This is a genomic window from Flavobacterium sp. KACC 22761, from assembly GCF_034058155.1.
GTDB lineage: Bacteria > Bacteroidota > Bacteroidia > Flavobacteriales > Flavobacteriaceae > Flavobacterium.
This window is the reverse complement of the sequence record NZ_CP139148.1, coordinates 3,024,617-3,050,337: the sequence shown is the minus strand read 5'-3', so window position 1 is coordinate 3,050,337 and position 25,721 is coordinate 3,024,617. Positions and strand designations below refer to the sequence as shown.

24 protein-coding genes are annotated in these 25,721 nt (G+C 34.4%); 18 read left to right on the top strand and 6 right to left on the bottom strand.

All coding sequences use genetic code 11. The annotated features are described in order from the left end of the window. Positions 1-103: 103 nt before the first annotated feature. A complete protein-coding gene (locus SCB73_RS13215; RefSeq protein ID WP_320566693.1) occupies positions 104-3,544 on the bottom strand; it encodes a methylmalonyl-CoA mutase family protein in 3,441 nt (1,146 codons plus the stop codon). 297 nt (positions 3,545-3,841) lie between these two features. On the opposite strand from SCB73_RS13215, the gene SCB73_RS13210 reads away from it, so the two are divergent. The 7 genes from SCB73_RS13210 to purU all read left to right on the top strand — a co-directional run bounded on the left by SCB73_RS13210 (position 3,842) and on the right by purU (position 9,982). Continuing rightward, positions 3,842-5,404, top strand: a complete 1,563-nt coding sequence (locus tag SCB73_RS13210; protein WP_320566692.1) for a L,D-transpeptidase family protein — start codon at positions 3,842-3,844, stop codon at positions 5,402-5,404. 174 nt (positions 5,405-5,578) lie between these two features. Continuing rightward, a complete protein-coding gene (locus tag SCB73_RS13205; RefSeq protein ID WP_320566691.1) occupies positions 5,579-5,920 on the top strand; it encodes a hypothetical protein in 342 nt (113 codons plus the stop codon). A 294-nt stretch (positions 5,921-6,214) separates the two neighbouring features. Beyond that, a complete protein-coding gene (locus SCB73_RS13200; RefSeq protein WP_320566690.1) occupies positions 6,215-7,081 on the top strand; it encodes a hypothetical protein in 867 nt (288 codons plus the stop codon). Between the two features lie 144 nt (positions 7,082-7,225). Continuing rightward, positions 7,226-7,651: a cytochrome c oxidase assembly factor Coa1 family protein gene (locus SCB73_RS13195; RefSeq protein ID WP_320566689.1), complete on the top strand. Its 426-nt coding sequence runs from the start codon at positions 7,226-7,228 to the stop codon at positions 7,649-7,651. A 5-nt stretch (positions 7,652-7,656) separates the two neighbouring features. Next, positions 7,657-8,094 (top strand): hypothetical protein, encoded by a 438-nt coding sequence (locus SCB73_RS13190; protein ID WP_320566688.1) that lies wholly within the window; start codon positions 7,657-7,659, stop codon positions 8,092-8,094. A 201-nt stretch (positions 8,095-8,295) separates the two neighbouring features. Then, on the top strand, positions 8,296-9,012 hold the full coding sequence (locus tag SCB73_RS13185) for a DUF4197 domain-containing protein (protein WP_320566687.1): 717 nt from the start codon (positions 8,296-8,298) through the stop codon (positions 9,010-9,012). Between the two features lie 115 nt (positions 9,013-9,127). Continuing rightward, entirely contained in the window at positions 9,128-9,982 is an 855-nt protein-coding gene (gene purU, locus SCB73_RS13180) for a formyltetrahydrofolate deformylase (RefSeq protein ID WP_320566686.1), read from the top strand. A 380-nt stretch (positions 9,983-10,362) separates the two neighbouring features. On the opposite strand, the gene katG is transcribed toward purU, so the two are convergent. From katG to pyrF, 3 genes are all read right to left on the bottom strand, one after another. Further along, complete coding sequence (gene katG, locus SCB73_RS13175) at positions 10,363-12,570, bottom strand: catalase/peroxidase HPI (protein ID WP_320566685.1); 2,208 nt, start codon at positions 12,568-12,570, stop codon at positions 10,363-10,365. A 686-nt stretch (positions 12,571-13,256) separates the two neighbouring features. Next, positions 13,257-14,057, bottom strand: a complete 801-nt coding sequence (locus SCB73_RS13170) for an ABC transporter substrate-binding protein (RefSeq protein ID WP_320566684.1) — start codon at positions 14,055-14,057, stop codon at positions 13,257-13,259. 228 nt (positions 14,058-14,285) lie between these two features. Next, the gene (pyrF, locus tag SCB73_RS13165) at positions 14,286-15,113 is read right to left on the bottom strand and encodes an orotidine-5'-phosphate decarboxylase (protein ID WP_320566683.1); all 828 of its coding nucleotides are present in this window, start codon (positions 15,111-15,113) and stop codon (positions 14,286-14,288) included. Positions 15,114-15,455: 342 nt separating this feature from the next. Between pyrF and SCB73_RS13160 the strand changes: the two genes are divergently transcribed. The 11 genes from SCB73_RS13160 (at position 15,456) to SCB73_RS13110 (ending at position 22,004) form a co-directional block, all read left to right on the top strand. Then, positions 15,456-15,929 (top strand): Dps family protein, encoded by a 474-nt coding sequence (locus SCB73_RS13160; protein WP_320566682.1) that lies wholly within the window; start codon positions 15,456-15,458, stop codon positions 15,927-15,929. A gap of 107 nt (positions 15,930-16,036) precedes the next feature. Continuing rightward, a complete protein-coding gene (locus SCB73_RS13155; RefSeq protein ID WP_012024385.1) occupies positions 16,037-16,222 on the top strand; it encodes a CsbD family protein in 186 nt (61 codons plus the stop codon). A gap of 166 nt (positions 16,223-16,388) precedes the next feature. Next, on the top strand, positions 16,389-16,940 hold the full coding sequence (locus tag SCB73_RS13150) for a helix-turn-helix domain-containing protein (RefSeq protein ID WP_320566681.1): 552 nt from the start codon (positions 16,389-16,391) through the stop codon (positions 16,938-16,940). 21 nt (positions 16,941-16,961) lie between these two features. Then, positions 16,962-17,411 carry a response regulator gene (locus SCB73_RS13145; protein WP_320566680.1) on the top strand — a complete coding sequence of 150 codons (450 nt, stop codon included), beginning with the start codon at positions 16,962-16,964 and terminating at the stop codon, positions 17,409-17,411. 12 nt (positions 17,412-17,423) lie between these two features. Further along, a complete protein-coding gene (locus tag SCB73_RS13140; protein WP_320566679.1) occupies positions 17,424-19,208 on the top strand; it encodes a sensor histidine kinase in 1,785 nt (594 codons plus the stop codon). Between the two features lie 200 nt (positions 19,209-19,408). After that, a complete protein-coding gene (locus SCB73_RS13135) occupies positions 19,409-19,990 on the top strand; it encodes a DUF4142 domain-containing protein (RefSeq protein ID WP_320566678.1) in 582 nt (193 codons plus the stop codon). Between the two features lie 36 nt (positions 19,991-20,026). Further along, on the top strand, positions 20,027-20,671 hold the full coding sequence (locus tag SCB73_RS13130) for a porin family protein (protein WP_320566677.1): 645 nt from the start codon (positions 20,027-20,029) through the stop codon (positions 20,669-20,671). A gap of 36 nt (positions 20,672-20,707) precedes the next feature. Continuing rightward, a complete protein-coding gene (locus tag SCB73_RS13125; protein ID WP_111365189.1) occupies positions 20,708-20,860 on the top strand; it encodes a lmo0937 family membrane protein in 153 nt (50 codons plus the stop codon). A 51-nt stretch (positions 20,861-20,911) separates the two neighbouring features. Next, positions 20,912-21,196 (top strand): YtxH domain-containing protein, encoded by a 285-nt coding sequence (locus tag SCB73_RS13120; RefSeq protein ID WP_320566676.1) that lies wholly within the window; start codon positions 20,912-20,914, stop codon positions 21,194-21,196. Between the two features lie 38 nt (positions 21,197-21,234). Next, entirely contained in the window at positions 21,235-21,594 is a 360-nt protein-coding gene (locus SCB73_RS13115; protein ID WP_320566675.1) for a hypothetical protein, read from the top strand. Positions 21,595-21,626: 32 nt separating this feature from the next. Next, entirely contained in the window at positions 21,627-22,004 is a 378-nt protein-coding gene (locus SCB73_RS13110; protein WP_320566674.1) for a hypothetical protein, read from the top strand. A 372-nt stretch (positions 22,005-22,376) separates the two neighbouring features. Here SCB73_RS13110 and SCB73_RS13105 read toward each other — a convergent pair whose 3' ends face one another. Together SCB73_RS13105 and prfA are read right to left on the bottom strand one after the other, a co-directional pair. Next, positions 22,377-23,708: a DUF5723 family protein gene (locus SCB73_RS13105; protein WP_320566673.1), complete on the bottom strand. Its 1,332-nt coding sequence runs from the start codon at positions 23,706-23,708 to the stop codon at positions 22,377-22,379. Positions 23,709-24,378: 670 nt separating this feature from the next. Continuing rightward, a complete protein-coding gene (gene prfA / locus SCB73_RS13100) occupies positions 24,379-25,455 on the bottom strand; it encodes a peptide chain release factor 1 (protein ID WP_119789747.1) in 1,077 nt (358 codons plus the stop codon). Positions 25,456-25,721 lie beyond the last annotated feature (266 nt).

Genomic DNA, 25,721 nt, shown 5'->3' with positions numbered 1-25,721 from the left:
AAGAATAAAAATGTGGATAACCGTAATCCTTATAATTTTATCAAAAACAAAAAACCTCCCATTCACATGAGAGGTTTTTCCATAAATCTATAAAAAGTAAATTCTACATATTCCTTCTATACTGCCCACCAACTTCAAACAACGCTGAAGTAATCTGCCCTAAAGAACAAACCTTTGTCGCTTCCATTAAATAATCGAATAAGTTTTCGTTTTTAATAGCTGCTTGCTGTAAAGCATTTAAATGCTCATTTACCTTTGCTTCGTGGAAATTATGCAAATTATCCAGCATGGTAATCTGGTATTGTTTTTCTTCTTCTGTTGCGCGAATAACCTCAGCCGGAATTACCGTTGGCGATCCTTTTGAGCTCAAGAATGTATTCACACCCACAATTGGGAAATCTCCGTTGTGTTTTAAAGTTTCATAATACAAACTTTCTTCCTGAATTTTAGATCTTTGGTACATCGTTTCCATTGCACCCAAAACTCCTCCTCTTTCAGTAATTCTGTCGAATTCTTGTAGAACTGCAGCTTCAACTAAATCGGTTAATTCTTCGATGATGAATGAACCCTGAATAGGGTTTTCGTTTTTCGCTAAACCAAATTCTTTATTGATAATCAGCTGAATCGCCATTGCACGACGTACAGATTCTTCTGTTGGTGTTGTAATCGCTTCGTCGTAAGCGTTTGTGTGCAATGAATTACAGTTGTCGTAAATCGCATATAAAGCTTGTAAAGTCGTTCTGATATCGTTGAAATCAATTTCCTGCGCGTGTAACGAACGTCCAGATGTTTGAATATGATATTTCAGCATTTGTGCTCTTTCGTTGGCTCCGTATTTGTTTTTCATGGCTTTTGCCCAAATTTTACGCGCCACACGACCAATTACCGAATATTCCGGATCTACTCCGTTAGAGAAAAAGAACGATAAATTTGGTCCAAAATCGTTGATGTTCATGCCACGGCTCAAATAATATTCCACGTAAGTGAAACCATTTGAAAGTGTAAAGGCCAACTGCGTAATTGGGTTTGCTCCCGCCTCGGCAATATGATATCCTGAAATCGAAACCGAATAGAAATTACGAACGTTTTTAGTGATAAAATATTCCTGAACGTCACCCATTAATCGCAAAGCAAATTCAGTAGAGAAAATACAAGTATTCTGCGCCTGATCTTCTTTTAAAATATCGGCTTGAACCGTTCCACGAACTTGAGCTAACGTTTTTACTTTTATTTCGTTATAAACCTCTAAAGGTAAAACCTGATCTCCGGTAACACCCAAAAGCATTAATCCTAAACCGTTGTTTCCAGCCGGAAGCTCGCCTTGGTATCTTGGTCTTTCGATTCCTTTTTCTTTGTATAATTTGTTGATTTTTGCCTCAACTTCTTTTTCTAAATCATTTGCTTTGATGTAAATCTCACATTGCTGATCGATTGCCGCGTTCATAAAGAAACCTAACAACATTGGCGCAGGCCCATTAATGGTCATACTTACGGAAGTCAACGCATGAACCAAATCGAAACCTGAATATAGTTTTTTGGCATCGTCTAAACAGCAGATTGAAACTCCCGCATTTCCAATTTTCCCGTAAATATCTGGACGCAAATCTGGATCGTTTCCGTATAAAGTTACACTGTCAAAAGCCGTAGAAAGACGTTTTGCAGGCATTCCCGCACTTACATAATGAAAACGTTTATTGGTTCTTTCTGGTCCGCCCTCACCCGCAAACATTCTCGACGGATCTTCACCTTCACGTTTAAACGGATACAATCCCGAAGCAAACGGAAATTCTCCAGGAACATTTTCCTGTAAATTCCAACGCAAGATATCGCCCCAACCTTCGTATTTAGGTAAAGCAATTTTCGGAATCTGTAAGTGCGATAAACTTTCAGAATGCGTTGCGATTTTAATTTCTTTATCACGAACTTTAAACGAATAAACCGGATTTTTATATTTCGCTACTTTATCAGCCCAATTCAGGATAATTTCCCAATTGTACGGATCTAAATCCATTTTTACTTTGTCAAACTGGTTCAGCAACAAATTTAAGAAGATTCTGTTTTCGTCGAGTCCTTCGACTCCGCTCAGGATGACACTATTGTCGTCGATTCCTGCTTTTGTGATTTGAGGAACTTTTCCAGAAACCGATTCTATGGTTTTAAAAATTCCGTATAATTTTTGAGCTACTTTTTGCTGTGCAGTTGCTGTTTCATCATAAGATCTGTTATTTTCTGCAATTTCAGATAAATAACGTGTTCTGTGTGGCGGAATCACGAAGATTTTCTCGCTCATTTCTTTAGTGATTTCAAAAGTCGATTTCAAATCTGAAGCCGTTTTTTCAACCACTTTATCCATAATCGCTTTGTAAAGCGTGTTCATTCCCGGATCGTTAAACTGCGAAGCAATTGTTCCGAAAACAGGCATTTCGTCTGGGCTTTTATCCCAAAGATTATGGTTTCTTTGATATTGTTTTTTTACATCGCGCAAAGCATCCAACGCGCCACGTTTATCAAATTTATTTAAAGCCACTAAATCGGCAAAATCAAGCATGTCGATTTTCTCCAATTGCGTTGCAGCTCCAAATTCTGGTGTCATTACATATAATGATACGTCAGAATGATCCATAATTTCAGTATCAGACTGTCCGATTCCTGAAGTTTCCAGAATAATCAAATCGTATTTTGCTGCTTTTAAAACCTGAATCGCTTCAGCTACATATTTAGACAAAGCCAAATTCGACTGACGTGTCGCCAGCGAACGCATATATACGCGAGGGTTATTAATCGCATTCATACGGATTCTGTCTCCTAAAAGCGCTCCTCCGGTTTTTCTCTTAGAAGGATCGACAGAAATCAATCCGATTGTTTTTTCTGGGAAATCAATCAAGAAACGGCGAACCAATTCGTCTACCAAAGAAGATTTTCCAGCTCCACCCGTTCCCGTAATTCCTAAAACTGGAATTTTAGAAGTGGCATTACTTTCGTGAATTTTATCAAAAACTGGTTTTGCAATTTCAGGGAAGTTTTCTGCAGCAGAAATTAAACGTGCAATTGCCGTTGGCACTTTATTTTCGATATGATCGATTTCTCCGTTTAGTTTATCTCCGATAGGAAAATCAGCACGCTGAACCAAATCATTAATCATTCCTTGAAGTCCTAAAGAACGGCCGTCATCTGGAGAATAAATTCTTGTAATTCCATATTCATGCAATTCTGAAATTTCGCTTGGCAGGATTACGCCGCCTCCGCCTCCAAAGATTTTAATATGTCCCGCTCCTTTTTCGCGAAGCAAATCATACATATATTTAAAGTATTCGTTGTGTCCTCCTTGGTACGATGTCATTGCGATCGCATTCGCATCTTCTTGAATGGCGGTATTTACAACTTCTTCAACACTTCGGTCATGACCTAAATGTATTACCTCAACTCCCGTTGACTGTATGATTCTGCGCATGATATTGATTGCGGCATCATGTCCGTCAAATAGCGAAGCGGCTGTGACAATTCTTACTTTATTTTTAGGAATATATGGTATTTGTGGTTCCATTTTATGAATATGATAATTTTAAGCGACCAATGTACAAATTATTTTAATATTTGATTACGAGAATAGCTTTATGTTAACAAAAAAATGAAAAATGTTTTTTTGATTCCAAGGGTAACAAATTCACAGGTGAAGTGATATAAGTTAAAGAAAGCTTAAAGACATGGCAATTTCGCAACATTTAAACAAAATCTAAAAACATGTTTCGAGCTCTCTCATAGTAATTTAGCACTGTAGAAAAGTCCCAAATTTTTACCAAAAACTTAGCAAATTAAAAGTAAAACGTAAAAATTTAAAAAAATGAAAACACTATATTCATTCACCGTAATTTTAGGTTTGAGTTTTTTTGTATCTTCTTATAACAGAATTGAAAGCACAAATTTTTCATATACAAAAACTCCAAACGCTGCCATCATTCATACAACCCCAAATGATGACGAAAATGAAATTTCAAACGACTTCTTTAAAAGATACTCTGATTTGAAAAAATACAAATCTGATATCATGTCGTTATACAAAAATAGATCTGTTGGAACTATTTGGTATGATGAAAATGAAATCAGCGAATTTGGTACAGCATTGTACGAAAAAGCCAAAAAAACAAATAATTTGGTAATTCCTTATCAAAAAGAAATTGAACAGCTTTTTGACTCTTCATCTGAATCGAATCTGTCAAAAACAGATGCTGATATGCTTTTGAGCTCATTGTATATTGTATATGCGAAAAAAAGCAACGCAGATGCCAAGAAAAAAATGTCTTATGATGCTATGTTGAAAGATTTTATGAATTTCAGCACGCTTGAAGATACAACACCAACAGCCTCAGCAGATGCGAAAGTAGAATTTGATCAATATTATAAATTGCAAGATGTTCTAAAAAAATACAAAAGATTAGAAAAATCAAGCAAATGGAAACCAATTGTTCCTGCAGAAAATCCATACAAAGACTTGCGCCCAGATGCCGTTTCAAATACTATTGCCCAAGTGAGAACACGTTTATACTTGTTGGGCGATTTGAAACAAGATTCTAAAAGCGATGTTTATGATCGTGAATTGATGGATGCCGTAATGAAATACAAAGTTCGTAACGGATTCAAACCAAATTATATTTTGAGTGCAGAACATATTAAAGAAATGAATGTTCCGCTTGAAGATAAAGTCGCTACTTTGAAACTTAATATGGAAAGATGCCGTGAAATTTCGGCTCAAATTGCGGCGAGCGACGAGTATGTATTGGTTAATATTCCTTCTTATGAATTAGTTTATGTTAAAAATGGAAAAGTTCAAATGACCTCACCAGTGTTTGTTGGAGCGCCTTTAACTAAAACAACCATTTTTAATGGCGAAATTGACCGAATTGTTTTTAGCCCATATTGGACAGTGCCACAAAGTATTGTGCAAAACGAATTGAGATCTAAAATTGCCGCAGACCCAAATTATCTTGCAGAAAAAAATATGGAAATGGTAAATGGCCAAATACGACAAAAACCAGGACCAGAAAATTCTTTAGGTTTGGTGAAATTCATGTTCCCAAATCCGGACGATATTTACATGCACGATACGCCTTCAAAAACGTTATTCGATTTTGAACAACGAACTTTCAGCCACGGTTGTATCAATGTAAAAATGGCAAAAGAATTGGCCGCAGCAATGCTAAAAGATTATCCAGAATGGACTCAAGACAAAATTGACAAAGCAATGGCAGGAAAAACCGAAAACACTTTTAAATTGACTAAAAAAGTGCCCATTTTTATCACTTATTTCACATCATTAGTAAATGAAAATGGTGAAATTGGTTTCTTTCAGGATGTATATGAAAGAGATTCTGAAATGAATAGCCCATTGTCTGTAACTTCAAATTAATCGTTATTAATATAAAATAAAGTCGGGAATTCAATTGAATGAATTCCCGACTTTTCTATTTTAAAAAATACCTTAATTTATTAATTTTAAATCTTTTAAGTCCTTTTTATTTTTAATTTCCGTCGCAACTTTGCATCATAATACTACTAATATTAATTGCAAAAACAATAGATCATGAAAACAGAAAATATTGAAGGTTTGTCATTATTTGAAATCAATTTATTAATACAACAAGGCGGACGATTTGTAATGTTTCCAAATCTGATGACAAAAATTAAAAGCTATACTATTTATTTTATTCGTCCCGAAGAAAAAACGTTTAAGTACGCGATAAAACATTTCTTAAAAAATATAACAATTGGCTGGCGAGAGCTTCCATTGAGACCTTTTTACATTTCAAAATCTTTATTTTATTTAGCTATTGGAGGTAAAGATTACACACACAAAATATTAACTGATTTAAAGAAAATCAACCCAACTTACAATCCCAATCTATACTGTTTAGAATACGTTTAAACGCCTTTTTTGTCCCAAACAATAATTATTTTTCAAGGATACTAATATGTAATGAGTTAAAAAGAGATTTGCTGGATTTTAATTAAAAACAACAAATCAATTTTTAACTCATTTTTAATTATCAAAAAAATATTCTTTTAATTATACGCTAGAAACTATTTAAAAGCTATAGAGGAACTTTAAATTATATTGTCTTAAAGTACTAGTTTTATACCCTTTAATGGCTCAAATGGTGACTACTTAAAAGGAGATTTGCTAAAAAAAATCAGCAAATTTTCTAATTAAAAACTCACAATGAAAAAACAAATTTCCCTTTTTGCCCTCATGGCTGTTATACTTAGTGCCTGCAATAACAAAGCAAATGATGTAATTGTCAATGATGATGGGATTGTCAAACCAAAAGCGCCAAAAGCTGAGGGATTCAAACGAATATTATTTATGGGAAACAACCTCACAGAATACTATGTCAGCGCACCTACTTTGTTTCAAGAATTATGCAATGCAAACAATCAATATATGAATGTACAACAGTTGGTAACTATGGGCGTACCACTTGATAAAGTTTATGAAACTAATAAAACAGAAGCGAATCAGAATTTTTCTAATAGAGATAAAGATGGAAATTATTATGACTATGTTGTACTTCAAGAATCAATTCCAATTTCACTGACTAATCTTGAAAAATACAGATCCAATCTAAAAATGATAGTCCAAAAGATTCATAAAAATAGTCCCGATGCTGCAATATATATTTATCAACCAGCACCTCCTGTAGGTTATACAAATTCTAATTACAAAGATTGCTATGACGAATTACGAAGAAATTCACTCTTAGCTATGGTATTTATTAACAATGCAGGCTTGTTAAGAGTTGGAGATGCCATTAACGATGCGTATGAAGGGAAAAACAACTATAACTATTTGATAAATAACAAAGACAATCTGCGTAATGAAAATAATGCATTTTACTTTTTAAATGATGGCGGATTTTTACAAGCTACTTTACTATATGCAACAATCTTTAATCAAAAGCCAATCATTCCTAGAAAACTTCTTTTGACTACAGGAATTGAAGACACTGATTGTATGAGAAAACAAGAAGTCGCGAAAGCAATCACCAATTCTAATGCATTACTAGAAATCGCTTACAGTAATAGATAAAACCTACATCATTTCAAATATTTAAAGAAATCTCCTTGTAAACTTTTTATAAGGAGATTTTTTAATTTAATGCAAAACACTTAAAAGCAATAAAATTAATTCTTATTTTAGCTTTGATATTCAATCTATTAAAACAAATTTTATATGGAAGATTCAAACGAACTTATTGTAGATAAAAGAAGCTGGTGGGGCAAAAACTGGAAATGGTTTGTGCCAACGGGCTGTTTGACTTTAGTTATACTTTTTGTCTTATTTCTAGTCGGAATTTTGTTTGAAGCGACCACAATTATCAAAGATTCTGATGCTTATAAGGAATCGATGGCAATGGTACAGCATAATAAAATTGTAATCGAAAAACTCGGAGAACCTATAGAAACCGACGGAATGTTTTCAGGAACTGTCAATGCAAGAAATGAAGTCAGAACTTGTGACGTTCAAGTGCCTATAAAAGGCCCTAAAGGCAAAGGCACTTTGTTTATTGTAGGTGAAAGAAGAGGAAAATGGAAATACAGTGAATTGTCTGTTTATATTAAAAATACAGATGAGAAAATAGATTTACTCGAGAAATAATATTTATGCAAAAGTATTTTTTCGCCATTTTACTGTTTTCCGTATTTTCATGCAATAAAATTGAAAACCACCATTCGCTTAATAAAGAGGACATTGTGTTTATCAAAAGTTTAGGTCTTTTGGAGCCTGACGAAAATATCTATAAATTTTACTCTGAAGACACAAAACAGACTGCTGGAAATTTTTTCACCAATAAAAGAGTCGCAACTTACTGGATTGATAAACGAAATCCTGAAAACAATCAGCTTAAATATGCCTTTTATAAAGACATTGTAAAAATTGACACTGGAAAACGAGCCGGAGCAACTTATTGCCCTTATGCCCTAATCACTGCGAAAGACAATACAAAATTTGAAGTTTCTGTTGATGGAAGCAACCAAGATATAAAGTCCTTTTTTAAAGATTTATTGATTGAGTGGAAAAAAAATACAGTGATAAAATAAAAACTAATTTTCTGCTTTTCAGAAAACGAAAAACTTCTGATCTAGCCCCGATAGCAGTACTTCGTCAGTTCGCTATCGCTCGTGTGAAACGGATAGGGGGACAGTTGTTAATTATGAAACAAAATCTTTCTGCTCCCGAAATAAAATTGTGGCGTTGTTTTTGAATAAGTAGTATTTTTGAAACTTAAACAACCCCAATAAATGAAAAAGATTTTATTATTCGCCCTTACATTTTCAATGATTTCATGCGCCGAAATGCAACAGACTTTAAATCAACTTCCGCAAATTGCATCACAAATTCCTGCTGGTGGTGTCGATATTTCGGCTGGATTGAAAGAAGCCTTGAATAAAGGAATTACACAACAAGTGAGCAAATTAACCGCAGTGGATGGTTTTTACAAAAATGAAGCTGTAAAAATTTTATTGCCCGAAGAATTACAAAAAGTAGATGCAACATTGCGCAAAGTAGGACTGAGCTCTCTTGCTGATGAAGGAATCAAAATGCTAAACCGTGCGGCAGAAGATGCCGTGAAAGAAGCAACTCCAATATTTGTTTCGGCTGTTAAAAATATGTCGTTTACAGATGCTAAAAATATTTTGCTTGGAAATGATAGTGCCGCGACATCCTATTTGCAAAGCAGCACAACAACGGCTTTGTACGGGAAATTTAATCCGGTGATTAAAAGCTCGTTTGCAAAAGTTGGAGCTGATGAAGTTTGGACAAAAATTATCACAAAATACAACACTATTCCGCTTGTAAAAAAAGTAAATCCAGATTTGACTGATTATACTACGAATCAAGCATTAACAGGTGTTTTTAAAATGATTGCTGTAGAAGAAAAAGAAATCCGTAATAATATCAGTGCAAGAACAACACCTTTATTGAAAAGTGTTTTTGCAATGCAGGACGGAAAATAATTTTTTCTAAGGTGCAAAGAGACAAAGTTACAAAGGTTCAAAGCGACCTTTGTAACTTTGTCCCGAGGCCTCGGGATTACAACTTTGTAACTAACCAAAAAATAAAAAAACCAAAATGCAAAAAATTACCATTCTAATTCATTGTAAAGACCAAAAAGGGATTATCGCTGCAGTGACAACTTTTATTGCTAAAGTAGAAGGAAATATCACGTACATCGATCAACATGTTGATGTAGAGCAAAATGTATTTTTTATGCGATTGGAATGTGAATTTACCAATCATAAAACTACAATAGAAAGCTTTAAAGCCGATTTTGATCAAACTATTGCGTCCGATTTTGATATGTCATGGGATTTGTACAATCAGGAACAAAAACCAAAAATGGCCTTGTTTGTTTCTAAATACGATCATTGCCTTTTTGATATTTTAGGACGCTACAGCGCTGATGAATTGAATGTAGAAATTCCAGTTATTATTAGCAACCACAATGATTTGAGATGTGTTGCTGAACGTTTTAACATTCCGTTTCATTGCGTTCCTTTTACAAAAGACAATAAAGAAGAAGGCGAAGCAAAACAAATTGAATTATTAAAGCGATACGAAATCAACTTTATTGTTTTGGCGCGCTATATGCAGATTATTACGCCAAATCTAATCAGTCTTTACGAAAATAAAATCATTAATATTCATCACTCGTTTTTGCCTGCATTTCCGGGCGCAAAACCGTATCATTCGGCTTTTAAACGTGGTGTAAAAATTATTGGCGCCACAAGCCATTATGTTACCGAAGAATTAGACGAAGGTCCAATTATTGAGCAAGATATTGCAAGAGTTTCCCATATTCACTCTGTTGAAGATTTTATCATGAAAGGACGTGATTTGGAAAGAATAGTTCTAGCAAGAGCAATTAAATTGCATGCTGAAAGAAAAACAATGGTTTACAGTAATAAAACGGTGGTTTTTTCTTAAAAGGTTCTGAGTTGCTAAGATGCTATCCCGATAGCTATCGGGACTAAGTTTTTTTTTACTTTGAACATAAATAATAACCCCAACAGATTTTAAATCTGTTGGGGTTATTATTTTACATTTTCACATTTTCACATTTTCACACTGTTAAACCAGACTGAAGTCCGGCCCTACAATATAGTTCGAGCCAAAGGCTCTTTTATAGTTCCAAAGGAACGAATCATATTGTAGGGCTGGACTTCAGTCCAGTCTATAAGCAATTTGATTTTAAACAACAAACCCGATAGGTTTTAAAACCTATAGGGTTTTCATTTGGAAGCAGGTCTTGTTTTAGACCATTTCCTAAAGAGCTTAGCTCCTTAGTATCTTAGCATCTTAGATTCTTATTTAACTAAATCAAATCGGTCGGCGTTCATTACTTTTGTCCATACAGTAACGAAATCTTTTACAAATCGTTCTTTTGCATCGTTAGATGCGTAAACTTCCGCAATGGCACGCAATTCTGAATTTGACCCAAAAATAAGATCAGCACGTGTTGCGGTCCATTTCAATTCACCTGTTTTGCGATTATGCCCTTCAAAAGTTTCACCAGTTTCGTTAGTTGCTTTCCATACTGTACCTAAATCTAGTAAATTGATGAAGAAATCATTGTTTAATGTTTCTGTATTTTTTGTCAATACACCATGTTTAGAACCGTCATAATTAGTATTCAACACTCTCAGACCACCAAGCAAAACTGTCATTTCAGGAGCTGTTAACCCTAGTAATTGCGCTTTATCCACTAAAAGTTCTTCTGTTACTGAATTGCATTTAGCACTTTTATAATTTCTAAATCCGTCAGCTTTTGGTTCTAATGCGTTGAAAGAATGAACATCTGTTTGTTCTAAAGTAGCATCACCTCTGCCTGGCGTAAAAGGAGCTTCAATATTTACTCCTGCATTTGCAGCCGCTTTTTCAATTGCAACAGATCCTCCTAAAACAATCAAATCTGCAATAGAAACTACTTTTCCAGTAGCTGTAAATTCATTTTGTATTTTTTCATACGTAGCTAATACATTTTTCAATTGTGTAGGCGAATTGGCTTCCCAACTAATTTGAGGCTCAAAACGAATACGAGCGCCATTAGCACCTCCACGTTTATCAGAACCTCTAAAAGTAGAAGCCGAAGCCCATGCAGTCGATACCAATTGAGAAATTGAAAGTCCGCTAGCTTGAATTTTCTCTTTCAAAAGAGCAATATCGTTATGATTCAATTCGCTTTTAGCGGCAGGAATCGGGTCTTGCCATATCAGAATTTCACTAGGAACTTCTGGCCCTAAATAACGGCTGATTGGTCCCATATCTCTGTGTGTCAATTTGAACCAAGCTCTTGCAAAAGCATCTGCGAATTTGTCAAAATTCTGCATGTAATCTCTTGAAATTTTTTCATAAGCTGGATCCATTCTCATGGCCATATCTGCCGTTGTCATCATTGGCGCATGTCTTTTCGTTGGGTCATGTGCATCTTCTACAGTTGCAGCAGCGCTCTCATCTGTTGGTGTCCATTGATGTGCACCTGCTGGACTTTTAGTTAATTTCCAGTCATATTTAAACAAAGTTTCAAAATAACCGTTATCCCAAGTCGTCGGATTTGGTTTCCATGCACCTTCGATCCCACTTGTAATCGCATCTCCGCCTACTCCAGTACCATACGAACTTTTCCATCCAAGCCCCATTTGTTCAATGCTCGCGCCTTCTGGCTCTGCTCCTACTAATGATGCATCTCCTGCTCCATGCGCTTTCCCAAAAGTATGTCCGCCCGCTGTTAAAGCTACTGTTTCCTCGTCGTTCATTGCCATTCGGGCAAAAGTTTCTCTAATATCTCGACCAGAACCTAGCGGATCAGGATTTCCATCTGGTCCTTCTGGGTTTACATATATTAATCCCATTTGCACCGCTGCAAGAGGGTCATCTAAGTTTCTATCGCCAGAATACCTACTATTAGCTTTGTCGCTTGTAGCTAACCATTCTTTTTCTGCTCCCCAGTTTACATCTTGTTCTGGTTCCCAAACATCTTCTCTTCCTCCTGCAAATCCAAAAGTTTTGAATCCCATCGATTCTAATGCGCAGTTTCCTGTCAAAATCATTAAATCGGCCCATGAAATTTTATTTCCATATTTTTGTTTGATGGGCCAAAGCAAGAAACGAGCTTTATCTAAATTACCATTATCCGGCCAGCTATTAAGAGGCGCAAAACGTTGATTTCCTGAACTGGCACCACCACGTCCATCAGAAATTCGATACGTTCCTGCACTGTGCCAAGCCATACGAATAAATAAAGGACCATAATGACCATAATCAGCAGGCCACCAATCCTGAGAATCTGTCATTAATGCAAAAAGGTCTTTTTTGACTTCGTTTAAATCTAAAGTCTTAAATGCAGCAGCATAATCAAAACCTTTTTCCATAGGATCTGATAAACTAGAATGTTGACGTAATATGTTTAGATTTAAACGATTTGGCCACCAATCTTTATTAGATGTTCCTGCTCCAGATGTTGCTTTCATTTGTCCGTTATGATAAGGACATTTACTTTCATTTGATTCGCTCATTTCTTTTGTTTTTTATGTTGCTGTTATCTATTTTTTGGCTAAATCCCAATTTTATTTTAAATTTCATTTCATTGATATTTAACACTTTATCAAATATACAAACTTATCATTAGCATATTAATAAACAAAATTGATTGTTATTATGTTTTAATAGCCAAAAATTATTTAACGCTGCAGAAAGCTCAGAAAGACGATTTTACAAATCTTAACTTATGGTCAACAAAGTAATAACAAAACCTTAACAGCTAAAAATCGATATATGTCGGACATTTGTAATGTAATAAACTGGTTATTTATTATTTTGGTTTTGGTTAGTTAAATGATGCCGGCGTCTTCGAGATGCCGGCATTCTTTTTTATATTAAATCGCATTAAATCCCAATAAAAAAATTCCAAATTCCAATCTTTAGCAAATTTGGAATTTGGAATTTTAAATATTTAGACATTAACTTTTGTCCAACAAAGTAATAACAAGACCTTAACAGCATAAGATTGATAAATGTCGGATCTTTGTAATGTAATAAACTGGTTATTTATTATTTTGGTTTTGGTTAGTTAAATAATGCCGGCGTCTTTGAGATGTCGGCATTCTTTTTTGAATTAAATTCCAATAAAAAAAAATCCAAATCCCAATTTCGCAAAACTGGAAAATTGGAATTTGGAATTTTAAATTATTGGGATTTTTTTTTAATTCTTCAACCTTTCATGAAGTAATTTAAAATAAGAAAAAGCCTTAAGCAATCTGCTTCCGTGCCAAGAGAACATTTCGCCATCTACAAAAATGGTTTTGGCATGATGTGTAAATCTTCCAATTTCAAAAGCATCTTCCTCTTTAAACGGATACGGTTCAGATGAAAGGAAAACAAGATCAGGATCACCTTCCAAACGCAATTTTTTAAGTTCGATTTCCGGATATCTTCCTTTGTCTTCGTAGATGTTTTTAAAATGATTCAGTTTTAGCAACTCATTTATATAAGTGTCATTTCCTGCAACCATATATGGATTCTTCCAAATAAAATAGGCGACTTTCTTTTCTTCTATATTCTGAATGTATTTTTGGAAATCGCTCAAGGCGAAAGCTAATTTGTCATTCCACTTTTGCGCTTCGGTTCTGCAATTGAACAATTGCCCGAAATCTGAAATCATTTGGAAATTATCTTCAATCGAAATAATATTTGTTACCCAAACTGGACAAATTGTACTCAACTGTTCTACAATTTCTTGCGTGTTTTCTTCTTTATTGCAAATAATAATATCCGGCTGCAATAATTTGATTTTTTCAAAATGGATTTTCTTGGTTCCGCCAACCATCTTTTTGGTAGATTTAAAATGAAACGGATGCACGCAAAACTTCGTAATCCCTATTATTTTCTCTTCTAAACCTAAATCATATAATAATTCGGTTTGCGAGGGAACAAGCGAGATAATTCTTTTTGGAGAATTCTCAAATAAGTGATTTGTCCCGAGTTGGTCTTGAAATTCTTTCATTGATTTAGATTGTGGTTTTTAACGCAAAGTGCGCCAAGTTTTTTTCGCAAAGTTCACAAAGAAATTATATGCGTACCCTTATAAAAGTTTCTAAAGTTCTCAAAGAAGAGTGTAAGTTTTGCTTTGTCTACGCTTTGAGAACTTAAAAAAACTTCAATTCAAACCTCTGCGAACTTTGCGAAAAAAACTTGGCGCACTTTGCGTTAAAAATAATGTTCAAAGCAAACTTTAAACCTGAAACTTTGAACGAATAATCTCCTCCATTTCCTTCTGTACTTTCAAAGCCTCTTCTCTTGCCTTTTCAGCAAAATCAGTTCCTTTTGAAGCATAGATAATGGCTCTTGCGGAGTTTACTAATAATCCAACTTTATCATTCATTCCGTATTTGCAAACTTCAGACAAACTTCCGCCTTGAGCGCCAATTCCTGGAACTAGCAAGAAACTGTCTGGAACAATTTTTCTAATTTCGGTAAAATATTCCGCTTTAGTGGCACCAACAACATACATCAAGTTTTCGCTGTTTTTCCACGTTTTAGAAGTTTCCAAAACTTGTTTGTATAATTCCTTTCCGTTTGTGGTTAAGGTCTGAAAATCAAACGCGCCTTCATTTGAAGTTAAGGCCAACATTATGGTATGTTTGTTTTCGAAAGCCAAAAAAGGCTCAACAGAATCTTTTCCCATATATGGCGCAACAGTTACGCTGTCAAAATTCAAATCTTCAAAAAAAGCTTTTGCATACATACTTGACGTATTTCCAATATCGCCACGTTTTGCATCGGCAATTGTGAAAATGTCAGGGTAATTTTCGTTGATGTAATTAATTGTTTTTTGCAACGACATCCAGCCTTTAATTCCGTATGCCTCAAAAAATGCTGTGTTTGGTTTATATCCAACTGTCAAATCGTGTGTGGTATCAATTATCGCTTTATTAAATTCGAAAATAGGATCTTCCGTTTCTAATAAATGTTCTGGCATTTTTGACAAATCAGGATCTAAGCCAACGCATAGAAATGATTTTTTTTGAAGAATTTGTTCGTGTAGCTGTTGTGTTGTCATAGTGTGTTTTAATAGTGGCGCAAAATTACGAATTATAATTGTGAATTGTAAATGGTGAATTGTGAATTGTTGTCAGGCTTCCAATTGGAGCGCCCTTCGACTCCGCTCAGGGTGACAATAGAAAATGTTCCATGTTTGCGGTTTCACGTTTTATTATTTGTCAGGCTCAGCGGAGCCGAAGCCTCGTTCCTATTTGGATTTTCATTATCTAATTATCTAATTACCACATTATCTAATTATCTAATTTAACATTGAATTCCTGTAACAACTCTTGAAAATTATGTAAGAAAAAAGTAGCTTTTCTTCTCTAATTTTGAAACTGAACCTAAAAATCAGATCATTATGAGCCCTAATATCGGAATTTCGACTTCACACTTAAAAAAGAGCACCACTATATTAGCCACTATTTTGTCAAACGAAATGACGCTTTATGTAAAAACGAGAAAATTTCATTGGAATATTTCAGGAAACAGTTTTATGGAATTGCACAAATTATTTGAAGAGCAATATCGTGTTCTAGAAGCACAAATTGACGAAGTTGCTGAACGCATTAGCCAACTTGGAGAAAAAACCATCGGAACAATGAAAGAATTTATCGAAAACTCAACTTTGAAGGAATCTCCAAAAGAATATACTTCGCAAAAACACATGCTAGAAGAGCTTCTTGAGAATCACGAACAATTGGTAAAAGAATTTCGAGATTATATTCCGGTATTTGAAAATGAAACGCAAGACGCCGGATCTGCTGATTTTGTTACTGGCTTGCTTCAGGAACATGAAAAAATGGCTTGGGTGTTGCGCCGTTATCAAGCTTGAAACCGAAATGAAAGTGCAAATTATGCAACAATATTCAAAAGTAATGTAACAGCTTTTAACTGTAAAAAAGGGAACTTTACCATGTAATTAATTTCAAAATGACAGTTATGAATACGACCGAAATAAAAGGAAACTGGAATGAGCTAAAAGGAAAATTGAAACAAAAATATGCTGAACTGACAGATGATGATCTAATGTTTGCTGAAGGTAAAGAAGACGAGATGTACGGAAGACTGCAGCAAAAATTGGGTAAAACCAAAGAAGAATTTCATCAAATCCTTTCAGATTTGTAAAAAAGAACTTGAACTCAATTCAGGGAAATACCGTCTAGTAAAACATATATTAGGCGGTATTTTTTTGAAAAATTTCAATTCTTTTTATCTGTTTCAACATTCTCATCAAAGATTAAACAGTAACGCCAAAAATAAATTAAGTATCTTTAACCAAATTTTTTATAAAATGAAGCTATTTATAAAGTTCGACATTAATACCATTTGTTCTCTTTATCTTAAACAAAACCTTGAACAGCAAAATATCAATTTTACAAGTTTAGGATTTGGCGAGATTGAGATTGCCGACAATCTTGATGCTGATGCGCTCGAAACTTTAAAAAATAATTTAAGCCCGTGCGGTTTTGAGATTGTAGAAAATCAAAAAAGCGTTTTGGTGCAAAAAATAAAAGACGCAATAATTGAACTGGTTTTCATGGAAGACAGCAACAACTATAAAAGTTCTGTTTTTTTAGCTGAAAAACTAAACCACAGTTATGGCTATTTATCTAATGTTTTTTCAGAAGTAACCTATTCTTCTATTGAAAATTTCATCATTTTACAGAAAATTGAAAGAGCTAAACAATTGATTATAATCAACGAAATGAGTTTGACCGAAATTGCTTTTTTACTCAACTATTCAAGTGTTGCGCATTTGAGTACGCAGTTTAAAAATACCACCGGAATTACGCCATCGGCTTTTCAGAGAATTATCAAGAAGCGAAGAGAAAATTTAAAATAAAAACCCAAATACCACACTAAAATGCAAAAAAACGCATTATATATTTTATTGGCTGATGATGATGAAGATGATCGTCTTTTTTTTAAGGATGCATTTGAAGAAATAAAAATTCAGACCAACGTAGATTTTGTTCACGACGGAATGCAATTGATGGATCATTTAAACGATCCTGACAACAAACTTCCGGATATTTTATTTCTGGATTTGAACATGCCAAAAAAGACAGGAAAGGAATGTTTGATCGAAATAAAAAAGACTGAACGTCTCAAAAATATTATTATTGCCATCTACTCTACTTCATCATCTGAAGAAGATATTGAAGATACATTTATTCAGGGTGCCAATATTTATATCAAAAAACCAAGTGATTTTAATACACTCAAAAAAATAATTAATGAAGTCGTGACCGTAAACTGGCACTATCATACCTCTGGGTTAAACCGTGATAATTTCCTGCTGCGACTAAAATAGTATACGCCTGCCATGAAATGGATACCAAATTTTAATTCTTCAAACTCTTTGAGAGTTATTTTTGTAATCGCAGTTTTCATTCTGTTATTTCTTTCTTCAATCGCTTACAAACATAACCAAGACTTGAATGAATCAAGCAAATTGGTTATGCATACCTATGAAATAAACATTCAGTTGGAACGATTAATGTCGGCTATAAAAGATGCTGAAACGGGCCAGCGCGGTTACATCATAACACGCAATGGCCGTTTCTTAGCGCCCTATCTTTATTCGCGCGACAAAGTAAACGCTTCTTTTGTTACACTTAAAAAACTGACCGCTGACAATCCGATTCAGCAACAAAATCTCGAAAATTTATTCAAGCTAATTATCCAGCGATTTGTCTCTTTTGAAAATTGCCTGAAATACAGCGATCCCAAAACATATGATAAAAGAAAACTTGACAATCATATGTTTGGTGGCCGAATTTTAATGGAAAACATTCGTTTTCAAGTGGATAAAATGAATGACATTGAGAAAAAATACTTGGAAAACCGACTTAAAATTTACGATCAAGAAATCTCGTTAAGTCCGATTTTCTCTATTTCATTATTCTTGACTGCGCTTACTTTTATTTTATTGGCTTACAGACAAATCAGCCGAGATTTTGAGCGATTGAAAGTCTTCAATAAAAAGCTTTTAATTTCTAGCGGTTTGATGGCTGAATCTGAGAAAATCGGAAAATTCAGCACTTGGCAATGGGATTTGGATTCTAACAAAATTGATTATTCTGACAATCAATATAGACTTTTGGGCGTTGAGCCAGATTCTTTTGTTCCTGAAAAAGAGACTTTTCTTGATTTTGTGCATCCCGAAGACAAAGATGCTGTGGCCGCTTCGATGGAAAGAATTATCCAAAAACGAAATCTTCCTTTCATTTACTACAAAATTGTGCGTCCAGATCATGAAGTTCGATATTTTAAATCTACCGGAAAATTATTGACCGATCAGCAGGGAAGCAAAATTTTGTTGGGAATTAATTTTGATATTACAGATGAGCACCTTTTAAATATTGAACTTCAGGAACGAAACAGAGAATTGGAAAAAAGCAATAAAGAATTGGCTTCTTTCAATCACGTTGCGAGTCATGATTTGCAAGAACCACTTAGAAAAATTCAGACTTTTATCTCCAGAGTATCTGATGCCGATAAAGCCGTTATGTCTGATAGCGCTCGCGAATATCTTTCTAAAATTGAAAGTTCGGCAAAAAGAATGCGCGTTTTAATTGATGATTTATTGCTTTTTTCAAGAACCAATACCACAAAAAAAGAGTTCATAAAATCGAATTTAAATGAATTGCTTCATAATGCCGAATCTGAATTGACGGAAATCATTCAGGAGAAAAAAGCGGTCATTACCACTTCAAAATTGCCAAAACTTGAAGTTATTCCGTATCAAATCGAACAGCTTTTTATCAACTTGATTGGAAATTCTTTAAAATACAGCCATCTAGATCGCATTCCGGAAATCAATATTGAAAGTACAAAAGTGCTTTCTGCAGATTATCCTGATTTATTGGAACAAACAACGAAGAAATTCCACAAAATAACTTTTTCAGATAACGGAATGGGATTTGATCCGCAGTTTAAGGAAACCATATTTATTCTTTTCCAGCGTCTGCATTCAAAAACTGATTATCCTGGAACCGGAATTGGATTGGCAATCTGCAAAAAAATTGTCGAAAACCACAAAGGGTATATTCTGGCCGACAGTACTCCGGAAAAAGGTTCTGTCTTTACCGTTTTTCTTCCAGATTAAAAAAACACAAATTCTTACAAAGAGCGTTTACAGCAAATCTATAATTTAAGCTGTAAACGCTCTTTTTTTTACCTCAAAAATCGCCTTAGAACCTTTGTATAAACAGTTTATGGGAATTATATAACGTTTCGTTTTTATGCTGTAAGGCAAAACTTCGTATTCGTTAGCATCTTTGTAATGTAATACTTTATGAAGTAATAATGAAAGCAAAGCCCACAATAAAAGCAGCTATTTTAAAAGTCGTTTTCTTATTGACACTATTATTTTTTTCAGCATGCGGAAAGAAAGAACATCAAAAAGCAAATGTCTTCAAGAATGAAACTTTTACCCAAAACAACAAACAGCAAAACGATCAGGATTTAGCAGAAACTTCCTTTTTTATTGCGGCAGCAAATGTGAGCAATGCACTTATTTCAAAAAGTCAATTTGCACAAAAACATTCAGAAAATCCGATACAGGATCTGAGCAAAAAAATTGAGGACAATCAAAATCAATTGCTTCAAAAAATAGCAGAAATGGCGAACAAAAAACTAATCATCATTACTGATATAAATGTGAGCCACAAAAGAGATTTATTTGAATTGATCGACACAAATGAAAACACTTTTGATAGAATTTATCTGAATTCAATTTCGGAGTCATTATCAGAACAAATTAAATTGTTTGAAAAGATTTCGACAGAAACGAATGACGAGACCATTTTAAAATTAGTGCTTCAATATTTGCCAGAACAGTATCAGCTTTTAAGGGAAACTGAAAAACTAAAAACAGAATTTATTTAAACGCCTTAGAATCTATTATTAACTAAATTATTTATTATGAAAATGCAAATCAAATTTTTATGCGCCTTAGCCCTATTTTTATCAGCTTCATTTGGAGTGCTTCAAGCTCAAAATGATGAAAATGTAACCACCGAGTTTGGTGTTAAAGGAGGATTCAACATGTCAAATTTATACAACAATAATGCTGACGACGAAAATATACTATACGGTTTTAATGCCGGTGTTTACGCGACATTGCCAATTTCAGATTTTATCGCAATCCAGCCTGAAATCTTATATACGACAAAAGGTGCCGAATTAGAATACAACAACGCCTTTGTAAGCGGAACAGGAAAATTCAAACTAAACTATATTGAAGTTCCTTTGTTAGTACGCGTAAACGTTACTAAAAACTTTAATATTCATGCCGGAGGATATGCATCTTATTTGGTAGGTTCCAAAGTTTCTGGCGATGGCGATTTCAACTTTGACCAAGAAATCGACACCGATGACTTAAACAAATTTGATGCTGGTTTAGCTGCCGGTATTGGAGTTGATTTTAGTCCGATCAGTATTGGTTTACGATACAACTACGGATTGACAACGATTGGAAAAGAAAGAACAATTGCCGGAACCACTTATACTGTTCCAGATGCAAAAAACAGCAATTTGTCTTTATACCTATCGTATAAATTGAACTAAAAAAAACATTTTAATTAACCTCTAAATAGAAACACCATGTCAAATTTATTATATACAATCGCAGTTATACTGGTTATTCTTTGGGCTCTTGGTTTCTTTGTTTACAGCTTTGGAAGCATTATTCACATCTTGTTAGTGATTGCCATTATTGCTGTATTGCTTAGACTTATCAAAGGCAGGGAAGTTTAAAAACAAATCACATTTAAAACAATTATATATTAATCATTAAAATCAAATATTATGAAAGCAAGTAACACCATTTTAGGAATTGTTGGAGCTGCAGCAGCAGGAGCATTATTAGGAGTATTGTTTGCACCAGACAAAGGGTCTGAAACAAGAAAAAAAATCAAAGATAAATCGAGAGATTACGGAGATAATTTAAAATCAAAGTTTGACGGAATTGTAGATACAATCAAATCAAACGGAAAAGAGCTTGTAGACGAAGGAAAATCAAAATTTAACCAAGTTAAAGACGACTACAATGCAATTAAAGACGAGGCAAAAACTGTAAAATCGAACTATTAATCAAAAGTTAGATTTTTAAACCCTAAATACCTTATATCATGGAACCAAATGCAACAACAAACGAGAACCTAAATCTTTATGAAAAAGCAGAGAACTATACTAAAACGAGTTTGGAATTACTTAAACTCAAAACAGTATGTTCTGTTGCCGATGTGGTGTCAACCTTAACATCAAAGATAGCAGTCGGTATTGTTGTTGCATTTTTTACCTTGTTCTTGAATATCGGGATCAGTCTATGGGTTGGAAAAGAACTTGGAGAGTATTACTACGGCTTTTTTATCATGGCGCTATTTTATTTAATAGTTGCCATTGTGATTCATAAAACGCATCACTCATTGATAAAAACACCAATTGGCAATACCATCATTTCGAGTATTTTAAAAGAGAAACAAAACTGATTTAAAACTATTAATAACTAAAACAGACTATTATGGAGCCTATTTACACTATTGATGAATTAAATCAGAGAATAAAATTGTTAGAAGATCGTCAGGACGCCGAGTGGTGCTCCATCAAAGATGAAATTGACGATATTAAAGAGAATTTAAAACCTCTAAACCTGATTCGAAATACAGTTGAAGAAATCAACGAAACGGTTGGTTTCAAAAGCCACATGGCACAATCGGCGATCAGTATCGGAATTGGATACTTGGCCAAAAGATTTATTGTCGGAAAAGGCGATTCTATCTTTAAAGGGATTTTGGGCTCAATCGTTCAATTGGTTGTAACCAATTTGGTTTCAAAACCACATCACGAATCTTCAGATGAAACTTCGCAAGAAGAAACATCACAACACGAACCATCGTAAGAGTAATTTGTCGAACTTAGATTTTTATGTCATGGAAAAGTTAAGCGAAATTGTAATAAAAAATGGAGTTTACATGTACTCTAACCTATATAAATGTCTTGAATACACAAGAGTATTTCTCGGTATCTAACTCGTTTATACGTTTCTTCACAACAAACGGTTAAGCGGTTAATACATACTATATTTTTAAAAAGATGCTAAGATTCTAAGCTACTAAGATGCTAAGTCCTTAGAAGTTGGAATACTAAGCATAGAAAAAGGCCGAACTAATATGTTTGGCCTTTTTTTTAGATATTGCGTTTTTTTAAATCCAATTTTTATAGACAATCCCAAGAAAACTTAGAAAATCAGCAACTTAGAATCTTAGCATCTTTAATTATAATTTTGATAAATCGGCAATTTCAATCCGACGTACAAATTGCAGGCTTTTGAAGTATTTGAAAATAGATTCGAAATCAAAGATCCAGAACCTACAAACAACGGACCAGCTCTAAAACCAGTTCCGATTTGCGTGCCACTGTATTCCATATATGTTATAGGAACATAAAAACTGAATTGTCTGGTTTCAAATCGTGGCGTGAAAGTAACTGAATTTGGAAGTGCAGTTCCGTTTATTTTTTTCGTATCAACCAAGCTGAAATCAGTACTTAAATTCAAGTAGAATTTATTATCAATATTCCAATCAAAATTAGTGTGAAGTGCTGTTGGCAAATTCGCTTTTACACCCGTTCTAGAAGAAACTTTTGTGTAATGCGTATCAAAGAATTCGAAAATATTTTCGGCATTGTCAATATTAGCCTGAGAAACTTTTCCAGCCAAATTATAAGTGTTTTCGACCATATTTTTATAATTGATTTTTCCGATATCTGTTACAGAAACTGCCACTTTGAATTTGTATCGATTTCCGATACACGTATGACAATTCGTGCGGTATTCATACGTGAAACCCAAATCAAGCCCAACGCCTGCCGATGAACCATCAAACTTAGGATCATTTCCGTTTTGATAATCGTAGCTTGCTGAAGTTCTCAAAGTTCCGGTTGACAAATATTGGCTTTGCTCTGGATTGGCATTGTTTTTAGCAAAAGCCACGCTCAAATCATTTCCATTGATGTAGCCGTTTACTCCCGCCATTAAATATTTAACGGTAAGTCCGCCTTTAATAAAATGATCGTCATGATCCATTAAAACTGTGGCATAACTTGCTCCAATTTCTGCCCAAGAATTAGTAACGCCATTTGGGTTTCCGCCTTGAATCAGAAAGCTGTTTGAAACATCAAGATCTTTACTCACCTCGTCAATCAACTGACCGTTTACATCGACAAGGCTCGTAACACTTCGCACGCGCGAATAAAGCGCAATACTATGAACCGGCGTAATATTCAACGTAAATGATGGCCCCATAATGTCGAGATTCAAATTCCCGCGATTGTTTGTTTTGATGTTTTTGCTTGCATCGGTTTGGATATCGTAATTTCCGTCTAAAACCTCAGCAAAATTAAATCCGTACAAATCATTTTGTCCTGTTGCACTTGCCGAAAAAATCGTGACATCCGATTTGTATTTCGAGTCCACAATAACCGACGGATTAAATAAAACGCCCTGAATTCCGGCATAATTATCATCTCTGAATCCAAAATACGATTGCGATCGCGCATAAAAAAAGCTTCCAAAGAAGCAAAATAAAAGTAAAGTTCTCTTCATAGATTATTTTTAAAACGGGTTGATTTGGTTTTGTCTTTCTTTGAAAAAGCACACAAATATTAACAAAAAAATGGCAAAAAAAAACTTGCCAATCTTGGCGATTGGCAAGTTTTTTTTTGAGATTCTTAGACACTAAGTTTCTAAGTGACTAAGTTTTAACAAAAAACAATATTAATCCTACTACACTAAAACACATTGTAGTAATTACCTTTATTTAAAATAGTGAGTTTAAGAAAATTCTCTAAACACTTATTAACAATTTAATCTCATAAATTTAACAACTTAACGAAGAAAAAAATCGAAAATTCAAAAATCTAAGAAGGTTCTTGCAATTTTTTTAAAGATTCTAAGGTGCTAAGTTGCTAAGATTCTAAGTTTTCTTCACTTTGCCTTTTTTGAAGATGCTAATATTCTAAGTTACTAAGGGCTACGTTTTTATTGTTGACATGAAATAAAAATATAGACCGTGGTTTCAACCACGGAAAGCGTTTCAATAACGATTAATAAGACATAATGAATTTACAATCCGTTTCCCGTGGTTGAAACCACGGGCTATGTTTTAATATTTTTAATACAATTCAAAAAAAAGCCAAACTTTCGTTTGGCTTAAAATTTATGTTCAAAGAGAAAAACTTAGTCCCTTAGCAACTTAGAATCTTAGTAGCTCAGATTAGTACACCTCAGAAGCTTCCTTCAATTTCTCCATATTATTAACCAACTGAAGCTCAGAAACGATTTTCTGGATATCACCATTCATGATGTTTCCTAAATCGTAAAGCGTCAAACCAATACGGTGATCGGTTACGCGCCCTTGTGCGTAGTTGTATGTACGGATTTTTGCCGAACGGTCTCCAGAACTTACCTGAGAGCTACGTTTTTTAGCATCTTCCTCTTGCTTTTTGGCCAATTCCATTTCGTATAAACGAGAACGCAATACCATTAAAGCTTTATCTTTATTCTTGTGTTGTGATTTCTCATCCTGACATTGCGCTACCAATCCGGTTGGAATGTGCGTCAAACGTACAGCCGATTTCGTTGTATTTACCGACTGACCTCCAGGTCCTGACGAACAGAAGAAATCGACACGAACATCATTCATATCTACCTGAACATCAAACTCCTCCGCTTCTGGCAAAACCATAACCGTCGCTGCTGATGTATGTACACGTCCTTGAGTTTCTGTCTGAGGGACACGTTGTACACGGTGAACACCCGCTTCAAACTTCAAAGTTCCGTACACATCTTCTCCCGTAACTTCAAAAATAACCTCTTTAAAACCTCCAGAAGTACCTTCGTTCATATCTACAACAGATGATCGCCATCCCATAGATTCACAATATTTCGTGTACATTCTGAACAAGTCACCTGCAAAAATACTCGCTTCGTCCCCACCCGTACCGGCGCGGATCTCCACCATAACGTTTTTCGCATCTTCAGGATCTTTAGGAATCAGCATGAATTTGATTTCCTCCTCCAATTCTGGCAAACGTTCTTTTGCTTCGTCTAGTTGCATTTTGGCCATTTCCACCATTTCGGCATCGCTTCCATCAGCAATAATTTCGTTTGCTTCGTCAATATTTGCTAAAACTATGATGTATTCTTCTCTCTTTTCAACCAGCGCTTTAATCCCTTTATATTCTTGGTTAAGCTGCTTGTAACGTTTTTGATCAGAAATAACATCCGGCTGAATAATCAAATCCGAAATCTCATCGAAACGCTGCTTTACATATTGAAGTCTATCTAACATTTTCTAATTCCTTTTATTTGGACGGCAAAATTACGAAATTTTTGTGGAAAATTCTAGTGGTTATTTTTTGGGATTTTTGGATGATTTTTTTTCTCAAATCAGGGGTTTTTACTTAGTTATAAAATTAAATAAAATGCGATGTTTGTTTCACTTAAAATAAAAAGCACTACATAATTTTATTTTTTGTAACAAAAAAAATTAGCAAAATAAAATAAGCTTACACATAACATTCCAATTTGAATTTATGCATATATGACTTAATTCAT